Genomic DNA, 11,181 nt, shown 5'->3' on the forward strand with positions numbered 1-11,181 from the left:
GACCATGCCAAAACGTACAGACATAAAAAGCATCCTGATCCTTGGCGCTGGCCCGATTGTCATCGGCCAGGCCTGCGAATTCGACTACTCCGGCGCGCAGGCGTGTAAAGCCCTGCGTGAAGAGGGTTACCGTGTCATCCTGGTAAACTCTAACCCGGCCACCATCATGACCGACCCGGAAATGGCGGATGCGACCTACATCGAGCCGATTCACTGGGAAGTGGTACGCAAAATTATCGAGAAAGAGCGTCCGGACGCGGTGCTGCCGACCATGGGCGGCCAGACGGCGCTGAACTGTGCGCTGGAGCTGGAGCGTCAGGGCGTGCTGGAAGAGTTCGGCGTGACCATGATCGGTGCGACCGCCGACGCGATTGATAAAGCAGAAGACCGTCGCCGCTTCGACGTGGCAATGAAAAAAATTGGCCTTGATACCGCACGTTCCGGTATCGCGCACAATATGGAAGAAGCGCTGGCCGTTGCGGCTGAAGTGGGTTATCCGTGCATCATCCGTCCTTCCTTCACCATGGGCGGCACCGGCGGCGGTATTGCCTACAACCGCGAAGAGTTTGAAGAAATTTGCGAGCGCGGCCTGGATCTCTCCCCAACCAAAGAGCTGCTGATTGATGAATCGCTGATTGGCTGGAAAGAGTACGAGATGGAAGTGGTGCGTGATAAAAACGACAACTGCATCATCGTCTGCTCCATCGAAAACTTCGACGCGATGGGGATCCACACCGGCGACTCCATCACCGTTGCGCCAGCTCAGACGCTGACCGACAAAGAGTACCAAATCATGCGTAACGCCTCGATGGCGGTACTGCGTGAAATCGGCGTGGAAACCGGCGGCTCTAACGTGCAGTTCTCGGTGAACCCGAAAACCGGCCGTCTGATTGTTATCGAAATGAACCCGCGCGTGTCCCGTTCCTCCGCACTGGCCTCCAAAGCCACCGGCTTCCCGATTGCGAAAGTGGCGGCGAAACTGGCGGTGGGTTACACCCTTGACGAGCTGATGAACGATATCACTGGCGGCCGCACGCCAGCGTCCTTCGAACCGTCCATCGACTACGTTGTGACCAAAATTCCACGCTTTAACTTCGAGAAATTCGTCGGTGCCAACGACCGTCTGACTACCCAGATGAAATCCGTTGGTGAAGTCATGGCGATTGGCCGCACGCAGCAGGAATCCCTGCAAAAAGCACTGCGCGGCCTGGAAGTGGGCGCGACCGGCTTTGACCCGAAAGTCAGCCTGGACGACCCGGAAGCGCTGACCAAAATCCGCCGCGAGCTGAAAGACGCGGGCGCAGAGCGTATCTGGTACATCGCCGATGCCTTCCGCGCGGGCCTGTCCGTCGACGGCGTATTTAACCTGACTAACATTGACCGCTGGTTCCTGGTGCAGATTGAAGAGCTGGTGCGCCTGGAAGAGAAAGTGGCGGAGCTGGGCATCAACGGCCTGGACGCAGACTTCCTGCGCATGCTGAAGCGTAAAGGCTTCGCCGATGCGCGTCTGGCTAAGCTGGCGGGCGTGCGTGAAGCGGAAATCCGCAAGCTGCGCGACCAGTACGACCTGCACCCGGTCTACAAGCGCGTGGACACCTGTGCGGCTGAATTCTCGACCGATACCGCATACATGTACTCCACCTATGAAGAGGAGTGCGAAGCGAACCCGTCCGTCGACCGCGACAAGATTATGGTGCTGGGCGGCGGTCCAAACCGTATCGGCCAGGGCATCGAGTTTGACTACTGCTGCGTACACGCCTCACTGGCGCTGCGCGAAGACGGTTACGAGACCATTATGGTCAACTGTAACCCGGAAACCGTCTCGACCGACTACGACACTTCCGACCGCCTCTACTTCGAGCCGGTCACCCTGGAAGACGTGCTGGAAATCGTGCGCATCGAGAAGCCAAAAGGCGTGATCGTGCAGTACGGCGGCCAGACTCCGCTGAAGCTGGCGCGCGCGCTGGAAGCAGCAGGTGTGCCGGTTATCGGCACCAGCCCGGATGCGATTGACCGTGCGGAAGACCGCGAGCGTTTCCAGCAGGCGGTTGACCGTCTCAAACTGAAACAGCCGGCGAACGCCACCGTGACCGCAATTGAAATGGCCGTTGAGAAAGCGAAAGAGATCGGCTACCCGCTGGTGGTGCGTCCATCCTACGTACTGGGCGGCCGCGCGATGGAAATCGTCTACGACGAAGCGGACCTGCGTCGCTACTTCCAGACGGCGGTGAGCGTTTCCAACGATGCGCCTGTGCTGCTCGACCGCTTCCTCGACGACGCGGTTGAAGTCGACGTGGATGCCGTCTGCGACGGCGAAAGGGTGCTGATTGGCGGCATCATGGAGCACATCGAGCAGGCGGGCGTGCACTCCGGTGACTCCGCCTGTTCTCTGCCAGCGTACACCCTGAGCCAGGAGATTCAGGACGTGATGCGCCAGCAGGTGCAGAAGCTGGCCTTCGAACTCCAGGTCCGCGGCCTGATGAACGTTCAGTTCGCGGTAAAAGACAACGAAGTCTATCTGATTGAAGTCAACCCGCGTGCGGCGCGTACCGTACCGTTCGTCTCCAAAGCGACCGGTATTCCGCTGGCGAAAGTGGCGGCGCGCGTGATGGCTGGCCAGACGCTGGCTCAGCAGGGCGTCACGAAAGAAATTATCCCGCCTTACTACTCGGTGAAAGAGGTGGTACTGCCGTTCAACAAATTCCCGGGCGTTGACCCGCTGTTAGGGCCAGAGATGCGCTCTACCGGGGAAGTGATGGGCGTTGGCCGTACCTTCGCAGAAGCGTTTGCGAAAGCGCAGCTGGGCAGTAGCTCCACCATGAGAAAATCTGGCCGTGCGCTGCTCTCCGTTCGCGAAGGCGATAAAGAGCGCGTGGTTGACCTGGCTGCCAAGCTGCTGAAACAGGGCTTCGAGCTGGACGCCACTCACGGTACGGCGATTGTGTTGGGTGAAGCGGGTATCAACCCGCGTCTGGTGAACAAAGTGCATGAAGGTCGTCCGCACATTCAGGACCGCATTAAGAATGGCGAGTACACCTACATCATTAACACCACCGCAGGTCGCCAGGCGATTGAAGACTCCAAACTGATTCGCCGCAGCGCGCTCCAGTACAAAGTGCATTACGACACCACCCTGAACGGCGGTTTCGCGACGGCCATGGCGCTGAATGCGGATGCCACCGAGAAGGTGATTTCGGTGCAGGAAATGCACGCTCAGATTAGCAAGTAACACACATTGCCCGGTGCCATCCGGTTACCGGGCAATTTTCCCATCTTAAGAACCTTCTGGTTTTTCATCCGCTTTCAGTCAGTTAGCCTAAAATAGTTAGGTCGATAACGAAAATTCAACTGAGAGCAAGGGAAAACACCATGCAAAATAAACTACTGATCGCTTCCGTTCTGGCTGCCACCGCAATGTTCACCGTGGTGGGCTGTTCGTCCAATCAGGCCGTAAAAACCACCGATGGCAAAACGATTGTTACTGACGGGAAACCGCAGGTGGATGACGATACCGGTCTGGTATCGTACAAAAACGCCGAAACCGGTCAAACTGAACAGATTAACCGTGACCAGGTTAAATCAATGGGCGAGCTGGATAACTAAAAAAAAGCAGTGGCACATGCCACTGCTTTTTTGCTTCAGGATGCTCGATTACCAGCGATGGTTTAACAAAATATGACCGCCGTAGGCGGCATAGCTGTTTTCACCCCACTCGCCGCTGGCACGCAGGGAGATCGTCGTGGTTTCGTTCAGGTTGCCGGTTAAGCCCAACTCTAACTGACCACGATCTTCCGGCGTATCGTTGCTGACGGTCTCGTCGTTGAATGCCAGATCGTTTTGACCAGCACCTTTCAACCAGTTAACCGCAACGTACGGCTGCCAGGCCTTGACGTCCTTCTGCTGGAAGTAGCTTGCTTTAACGCCGAGACGACCAAAGACGCTGTCATTGTCCAGGGTAGTGACGCGTACGCCGTCGCGATCGGTATGATTTTCCTGATCGAGATAGCTGTAGATCACCTGCGCCTGCGGCTCGATCTTCCAGGTGCGTTCATTTTCAGACTGGATGATCCACGCGTGGCCGACTTCAACAGACGCGGCGAAACCTTCACTATCGTAGTCTTCATCGTTGCGATTGCTGGTGACGTTGTTGTTGTACCAGCTGTAAGCGGCCCAGGTATCAACGTAGCTGCCCAGACGTAATTTCTGATCTTCCTGCCAGGTCGCGTACAGCCCAACATTGAAGCCATCAACCTTACCCTGTGCGTCACGTACGTTGTGCTTCGCATCAGAGTGGGTCTTCGCCTGGCCTGCACCGAACATCCCGCCAGCACGCAGGATACCGTTATCCATTGGCTTGCTCATGAAATCGCTGCCGACTTGGAGTACGGTGGTGGTGGTGTCGTAGCTGACTTTATCGCCACCCGCATCGTTCTCGTGATAGCGACCCTTAACGTACATCCAGGTGTTCAGGTCGTCTTCATTGCGGAAGGTGATCTGGTCGCGATCGTCACGCTTATGCAGGAACATGCCCTGTGCGGCAAGGTAGTTACCTAAGTAAGCACCCACTTCAGGTGCCATGACTTCCGGCGTATTATTACCGCCGTTGTCAGTGTTGCCGCCGTTATCGGTGTTACCGCCGTTGTCAGTGTTGCCGCCGTTGTCGGTGTTGCCACCATCATCGGTGTTGCCGCCATTGTCGGTGTTGCCGCCGTTGTCGGTGTTATCGCCATCATCAGTATTGCCACCGTCATCGGTGTCGTCGGAAGGCTCATCAGAAGGCGTCGCCTTTGATTCCAGATACCAGTTGCCGTCACTGTGCTGGTAGAGGTTATATTCCCAGGCGCCTGCGACGACCGGTTTTGCCAGCGTCAGTTGGGCTTCGGAACTGCCGCCGATGCTGACAATTTCCATACCGTTAATAGTTTGCGCGCCTGCGCCGCCAATGTTGGTGATGCTGATGCCGGACTGACCGAAGCTGCTGCCCGTAATAGTGAGGTGATCAGTTGGTGAATTATCTTCACCCAGGGTGCTGTTCATCACGATCTGGCTACCGTCAGAGCCGGTGTAGTCGCCATTAATCGTAAAATTATTGCCAACGCTATTATTAGCCGCACTGAGTAACAGCGTGCCGCCATTAGTCACGTTGCCGTTGATGGTATCGACGCCGGAAGCGCTGAGCGTGGAGTTACCCTGGACTGCATTCCATGCCGCCAGCGTACCGCCGCTAAGAACCGCGATGTTGTTGTTCACTTCGCCTGCGGTGGCAAAGGTCGCGCCATTTTCAACGGTAACGGTGGCGTTACTGCCCTTGACGCCGAGCGTTGCGCCGGTGGAGACCAGCGTGGTGCCGCCGTGCAGAACCGTATCCCCTGTATAGCTATTTTTGCCCGTCAGGGTCAGGGTGTTGGAATCAACTTTTTCGACGTTACCGCTACCGGTCATGTCGGTGGCGAAAGTGAAATCGCTTCCCTGGTTAAAAATGACGGTACCGTTGTTGGTGAGCCCACCGCTGAGGGTCGCGGTTTTTTCGCCATCGCCCAGTTGCAACGAAGCATCTTTGGCCACCCGAGTATTACCGGTATTCGATACCGCGCCTGACAGGGTTAACGTGCCCGTGTCTATCAGCAAGGAATCGCCAGAGCCAATAATATCGAGATCGCCCGACAGCGCCCAATTTTCGCCGTTCATTGTGACGCTGGCAAAGCCGTCGTCTTCATTCAGACCAACAAAGTTACTGTCTTCCGAACCCGTGCCGATCAACGTCAGGGTATTTCCTCTGGAATTTGTGGATATTACGTCACCGATGAGGTTGGAGCCAGTGTCGAGCAGTAGCGTGTTATTTTTATCGCTGGCAAACATAATAGCGTTTGTTTCACCACTAATCGTTCCGCTATTTTTGATATCTAATTTTGCTGTATCTTTTACATTGATTCCGTACTGAGTTCCCTGCACAGTGGCACTGTTAAAAATCTTAGTGTTACCATCATTTGCCGTAATAGCATCACCGTTTGTACCGATAATTTCGCCACTGTTATTAATGCCAATACCAACCTGAGTACTAAGACCTGTTTTTCCTTTTATCGTTCCGGTGCTGGTATTGGTAATATTTACTGCGGAGGAGTTTTCACTGACAAAAATGCCATTTTCCGAGCCAGTAATGTTTCCACTATTATTAAAATCACCGAGTACTGACTGAATATTCACCGCATTCGCGGTGGTGGAGGAAATGGTTGCGCCGATGTCGTTATTAATTACAATGCGCTGTACACCAGTATTTATATTCAGGCCATTTCCCGTGCCAGAAATATTCCCATTATTAGTGGCGTTAGTGGTAGTAAACCCAGTGACAGATACCGCCGCTTCACTATCTGCGGAAGATATCGTCACGTCTTTATTTATAACATATTCAGCATCGGCTGAGAAATCTTGAGGAACAGAAGTTGATTGGTCAATCGTTGCAGAAAACGCAACCGCAGGGGTGCATATCAACAAGGCAGGAAATATCTTTCCCAGAGTTTTGGTTGTATTATTTAATTGGGAGGGTTTGTTGCTCATGTACACATCCATTTGAGTGAGAAGGAATATTCGACACGTGTGTGAAACGTATATCGACCGCCTAAATAATGAGCTCAAAACAAAGAGCGTAAAATTATTATTTTTCAATGGGTTATGTACAGACTGTTTTATTAAAGAATGACTTAAGGTCCTCTAAAAATATCTGTTGGCAATATGAGTTGTTACTATTATTTTGCGGCATGAATTTGTCGTACGCGTCGTTTTCTTTCTTTAGCGCCGTAATCGCTGTTAAGGTGGTGATGATTGCCAATACTTGCGTTTTACTTTGAAGCGTAAGATGGCCTCTTTAAGTCGGGGTGGTAACTGTCTACACTCATTGCTACAAGAAAAGTAAAAGACGGGCATATACATGATTCTGATAATTTATGCGCACCCCTATCCGCAGCACTCGCATGCGAATAAGCGGATGCTTGAGCAGGCAAGGACGCTTGAAAACGTAGAGATACGTTCCCTCTATCAACTCTATCCTGATTTCAATATCGATGTCGCCGCCGAACAGGAGGCGCTCTCCCGTGCCGATCTGATCGTCTTGCAGCATCCGATGCAGTGGTACAGCACGCCTCCGCTGCTGAAATTGTGGATCGACAAAGTTTTCTCCCACGGTTGGGCATATGGACACAACGGCAACGCGCTTCAGGGCAAAAGCCTGATGTGGGCTGTTACCACCGGCGGGGGGGAAAGCCACTTTGAGATTGGCGCCTTCCCCGGATTTGACGTGCTGGCGCAGCCGCTCCAGGCTACTGCCCTTTACTGCGGTCTGAACTGGCTTCCGCCTTTTGCGATGCACTGTACCTTTGTCTGCGACGATGAAACCTTGCAGGCGCAGGCTCGTCACTACAAACAACGTTTACTTGAGTGGCAGGAGACGCACAATGGATAGCCATACGCTGATACAGGCGCTGATTTACCTCGGCGCGGCGGCATTAATTGTGCCCGTGGCGGTTCGTCTGGGGCTGGGCTCGGTGCTCGGCTATCTGATTGCCGGGTGTGTGATTGGCCCCTGGGGCTTTCGGCTGGTGACGGATGCCGAGTCGATCCTGCATTTTGCGGAGATCGGCGTGGTGCTGATGCTGTTTGTGATTGGTCTGGAGCTGGATCCGCAGCGGCTGTGGAAACTGCGCGCCTCGGTGTTTGGCGGAGGCGCCCTGCAAATGCTGGCCTGCGGTCTGCTGTTGGGCGGGTTCTGCATTCTGCTGGGGATGGAGTGGAAAGTCGCAGAGCTGATCGGCATGACGCTGGCGCTCTCCTCGACGGCGATTGCCATGCAGGCAATGAACGAGCGTAATCTGACGGTGTCGCAAATGGGGCGCAGCACCTTCTCCGTACTGTTGTTCCAGGATATTGCCGCTATCCCGCTGGTGGCGATGATCCCGCTGCTGGCAACCAGCGGCGCATCAACGACGCTGGGGGCATTTGCCTTATCAGCGCTGAAGGTTGCCGGTGCGCTGGCGCTGGTTGTTCTGCTTGGTCGCTACGTAACGCGTCCGCTGCTGCGCTTTGTTGCTCGCTCTGGCCTGCGCGAAGTATTCAGCGCCGTTGCGTTATTCCTGGTGTTTGGTTTTGGATTGCTGCTGGAAGAGGCCGGGCTGTCGATGGCAATGGGCGCCTTCCTCGCGGGGGTCTTACTGGCAAGCTCCGAATACCGTCACGCGCTGGAAAGCGATATCGAGCCGTTTAAAGGATTGCTGCTGGGGCTGTTTTTCATCGGCGTCGGGATGTCTATCGACTTCGGGACGCTGGTAACCCATCCGCTGCGCATCATCATTCTGCTGGTGGGTTTCCTGGTCATTAAAATGGCGATGCTGTGGCTGATTGCCCGCCCGTTAAATGTGCCAAAACCGCAACGCCGCTGGTTTGCCGTGCTGCTGGGGCAGGGGAGTGAGTTTGCTTTCGTTGTCTTTGGCGCAGCGCAGATGGCAAATGTACTTGATCCGGAATGGGCAAAAGCGCTGACGCTGGCGGTTGCGCTGTCGATGGCCGCAACGCCGATCCTGCTGGTGCTGCTGACGCGTCTGGAGAAAACGGGAAGCGAACAGGAGCGAGAAGCCGATGAGATCGACGAAGAGCAGCCGCGGGTGATCATCGCCGGATTTGGCCGATTCGGGCAGATTACTGGCCGTTTACTGCTCTCCAGCGGAGTCAAAATGGTTATCCTCGATCACGATCCTGACCATGTCGATACGCTGCGTAAATTCGATATGAAAGTGTTTTACGGTGATGCGACCCGAGTTGATCTGCTGGAATCCGCCGGGGCGGCGAAAGCCGAGGTGTTGATTAATGCCATTGACGATCCAGAGACCAGTATGCAGATGGTTGAGCTGGTTAAAGAGCATTTTCCACATCTGACCATTATCTCCCGTGCGCGCGATGTGGATCACTACATCCAGCTGCGTCAGGCGGGTGTGGCAGCCCCTGAACGTGAAACCTTCGAAGGGGCGCTCAAATCTGGCCGCATGGCGCTGGAAAGCCTGGGGCTTGGCGCGTATGAGGCACGTGAGCGTGCCGATCTGTTCCGCCGTTTTAATCATGAGATGGTGGAAGAGATGGTGGCGATGGCGAGCAGTACGGCAACCGAACGCGCTGCGGTGTTTAAACGCACCAGCACCATGCTGACGGAGATCATCAACGAGGATCGTAATCATCTGTCGCTGGTTCAGCGCCACGGCTGGCAAGGAACGGAAGAGGGCAAGCATACTGGTGATCCTGCGGATGAACCGGAGAGTAAACCCTCTGCGTGAAGTGGAGTTGCCAGCAATATTAAAAAATTTCTAATTCTTTACCCTGCCGCCAGTCGACGAAAGATTAAGCTTTCCGTATAGTGGCGGCAATTTTTTGCATCCGGGAAATTTTCAATGATCAGTCTGATTGCAGCGCTGGCGGTAGACCGCGTTATCGGCATGGAAAACGCCATGCCGTGGAACCTGCCTGCCGATCTCGCATGGTTTAAACGTACTACGTTAAACAAGCCGGTAGTGATGGGCCGCCTGACCTGGGAGTCGATTGGTCGTCCACTGCCGGGTCGTAAGAATATTGTGATCAGTAGCCAGCCGGGCACTGACGATCGCGTTCAGTGGGTTAAGTCCGTTGATGAAGCAATTGCCGCCTGCGGCGATGCCGAAGAGATCATGGTGATCGGCGGGGGGCGTGTGTATGAGCAGTTCCTGCCTAAAGCGCAGAAACTGTATCTGACGCACATTGATGCGGAAGTGGAAGGGGATACCCATTTCCCGGATTACGATCCGGACGAGTGGGAGTCCGTATTCAGTGAGTTTCACGATGCGGATGCGCAGAACTCACACAGCTACTGCTTCGAAATTCTGGAACGTCGTTAACGGTTTTATCCTCTCCCCGAAGGGAGAGGATAAACATCTTCAGGAGGCGACTGCCTCACCCTCGCCTAAGTCCAGCTGTCGATTGGATGGCTGCACAAAGTAAGTTTTATCTTCCCAGCGTAAGCAGGTTAAATCCCCGCCCCAGCAGCATCCGGTATCCAGCGCATAGATATTTTCCGGGGTGCCTTTTCCTTCCAGCGATGCCCAGTGGCCAAATACCACACTGTATTCGTTTGTCACGGGGCCCGGAATCGCAAACCATGGCTTAAGCGGCGCAGGGGCATTTTCAGGCGTATCTTTGCAATACATATCCAGTTGCCCGTTCGGGAAGCAGTAGCGCATCCGCGTAAAAGCATTGGTGATAAAACGCAGTCGTGCCAGGCCGCTGAGGTCATCACTCCAGTTATTTGGCATGTCGCCGTACATCGCATCAAGGAAGAACGGGTAGGAGTCGCTCGCCAGCACCGCTTCGGCGTCGCGCGCGCAGGTTTTTGCCGTCTCAAGATCCCACTGAGGCGTGATGCCGGCATGCGCCATCACCAGTTTTTTCTCTTCGTCAATCTGTAGCAGCGGCTGGCGACGCAGCCAGTTGAGCAACTCATCGGCATCCGGTGCTTCCAGCAGGGGGGTAATGCGATCTTTCGGCTTATTACGGCTGATCCCGGCGTATACGGCCAGCAGATGCAGATCGTGGTTGCCCAGCACCATGCGCACGCTGTCACCCAGCGATTTGACATAGCGGAGGACGTCCAGGGAACCGGGACCGCGCGCCACTAAGTCGCCCGTCAGCCAGAGCGTGTCCTGCCCGGGGGTGAAGTCGACCTGTTTTAATAATGCGATCAGTTCATCGTAGCAACCGTGAACGTCGCCAATCAGATATGTAGACATTAGATTAATGAATAAGTGTAGGTACGGCGAGACGGAATACGGGAATAGCAATGCGGAAAGCATTGCCGTCGGCATCGACCATTTCATAATGGCCTTGCATGGTACCCAGCGGCGTTTCAATTACCGCGCCGCTGGTGTACTGATACTCTTCGCCAGGGGCGATATGGGGTTGTTCACCGACCACGCCTTCGCCCTGGACTTCAATTTCACGGCCATTGCCGTTGGTGATAAGCCAGTAGCGCCCGAGCAGTTGCACAGGCATCCGCCCCAGATTGCGAATGGTTACGGTATAAGCAAAGACAAAACGTTCTTCATCCGGTGTGGATTGGGACTCAATGTAGACGCTTTGAACCTGAACACAGACGCGGGGCGAATCAATCATGGC

8 protein-coding genes are annotated in these 11,181 nt (G+C 54.7%); 5 read left to right on the forward strand and 3 right to left on the reverse strand.

The genetic code is table 11. From position 1 onward, the window contains the following. Positions 1–4: 4 nt before the first annotated feature. Together carB and ACJTMZ_RS12385 are read left to right on the forward strand one after the other, a co-directional pair. Entirely contained in the window at positions 5–3,229 is a 3,225-nt protein-coding gene (gene carB, locus ACJTMZ_RS12380; protein WP_045333725.1) for a carbamoyl-phosphate synthase large subunit, read from the forward strand. A 140-nt stretch (positions 3,230–3,369) separates the two neighbouring features. Beyond that, on the forward strand, positions 3,370–3,603 hold the full coding sequence (locus tag ACJTMZ_RS12385; protein ID WP_015572646.1) for a YgdI/YgdR family lipoprotein: 234 nt from the start codon (positions 3,370–3,372) through the stop codon (positions 3,601–3,603). Between the two features lie 48 nt (positions 3,604–3,651). Here ACJTMZ_RS12385 and ACJTMZ_RS12390 read toward each other — a convergent pair whose 3' ends face one another. Further along, positions 3,652–6,555, reverse strand: coding sequence for an autotransporter outer membrane beta-barrel domain-containing protein (locus tag ACJTMZ_RS12390; RefSeq protein ID WP_252010801.1), 2,904 nt, complete (start codon positions 6,553–6,555; stop codon positions 3,652–3,654). A gap of 370 nt (positions 6,556–6,925) precedes the next feature. Between ACJTMZ_RS12390 and kefF the strand changes: the two genes are divergently transcribed. The 3 genes from kefF (at position 6,926) to folA (ending at position 9,908) form a co-directional block, all read left to right on the forward strand. Next, a complete protein-coding gene (gene kefF / locus ACJTMZ_RS12395; RefSeq protein WP_015572647.1) occupies positions 6,926–7,456 on the forward strand; it encodes a glutathione-regulated potassium-efflux system oxidoreductase KefF in 531 nt (176 codons plus the stop codon). Beyond that, positions 7,449–9,314 (forward strand): glutathione-regulated potassium-efflux system protein KefC, encoded by a 1,866-nt coding sequence (gene kefC / locus ACJTMZ_RS12400; protein WP_015572648.1) that lies wholly within the window; start codon positions 7,449–7,451, stop codon positions 9,312–9,314. Before kefF ends, kefC begins: the two co-directional genes overlap by 8 nt. A 114-nt stretch (positions 9,315–9,428) precedes the next feature. Next, complete coding sequence (gene folA, locus ACJTMZ_RS12405; RefSeq protein ID WP_003856431.1) at positions 9,429–9,908, forward strand: type 3 dihydrofolate reductase; 480 nt, start codon at positions 9,429–9,431, stop codon at positions 9,906–9,908. Positions 9,909–9,947: 39 nt separating this feature from the next. On the opposite strand, the gene apaH is transcribed toward folA, so the two are convergent. Together apaH and apaG are read right to left on the reverse strand one after the other, a co-directional pair. Then, positions 9,948–10,796 carry a bis(5'-nucleosyl)-tetraphosphatase (symmetrical) ApaH gene (apaH, locus tag ACJTMZ_RS12410; RefSeq protein ID WP_015572649.1) on the reverse strand — a complete coding sequence of 283 codons (849 nt, stop codon included), beginning with the start codon at positions 10,794–10,796 and terminating at the stop codon, positions 9,948–9,950. A 4-nt stretch (positions 10,797–10,800) separates the two neighbouring features. After that, positions 10,801–11,178 carry a Co2+/Mg2+ efflux protein ApaG gene (apaG, locus tag ACJTMZ_RS12415; RefSeq protein ID WP_003856425.1) on the reverse strand — a complete coding sequence of 126 codons (378 nt, stop codon included), beginning with the start codon at positions 11,176–11,178 and terminating at the stop codon, positions 10,801–10,803. Positions 11,179–11,181: the final 3 nt, after the last annotated feature.

It is taken from the genome of Enterobacter sp. DN, assembly GCF_046054285.1.
Lineage (GTDB): Bacteria > Pseudomonadota > Gammaproteobacteria > Enterobacterales > Enterobacteriaceae > Enterobacter > Enterobacter hormaechei_C.

Excerpts from the sequence above, each read along its gene's own strand:
- carB (WP_045333725.1), top strand. The coding sequence starts at position 5 with ATGCCAAAACGTACAGACATAAAAAGCATCCTGATCCTTGGCGCTGGC.
- ACJTMZ_RS12385 (WP_015572646.1), top strand. The coding sequence starts at position 3,370 with ATGCAAAATAAACTACTGATCGCTTCCGTTCTGGCTGCCACCGCAATG.
- ACJTMZ_RS12390 (WP_252010801.1), bottom strand. The coding sequence starts at position 6,555 with ATGAGCAACAAACCCTCCCAATTAAATAATACAACCAAAACTCTGGGA.
- kefF (WP_015572647.1), top strand. The coding sequence starts at position 6,926 with ATGATTCTGATAATTTATGCGCACCCCTATCCGCAGCACTCGCATGCG.
- kefC (WP_015572648.1), top strand. The coding sequence starts at position 7,449 with ATGGATAGCCATACGCTGATACAGGCGCTGATTTACCTCGGCGCGGCG.
- folA (WP_003856431.1), top strand. The coding sequence starts at position 9,429 with ATGATCAGTCTGATTGCAGCGCTGGCGGTAGACCGCGTTATCGGCATG.
- apaH (WP_015572649.1), bottom strand. The coding sequence starts at position 10,796 with ATGTCTACATATCTGATTGGCGACGTTCACGGTTGCTACGATGAACTG.
- apaG (WP_003856425.1), bottom strand. The coding sequence starts at position 11,178 with ATGATTGATTCGCCCCGCGTCTGTGTTCAGGTTCAAAGCGTCTACATT.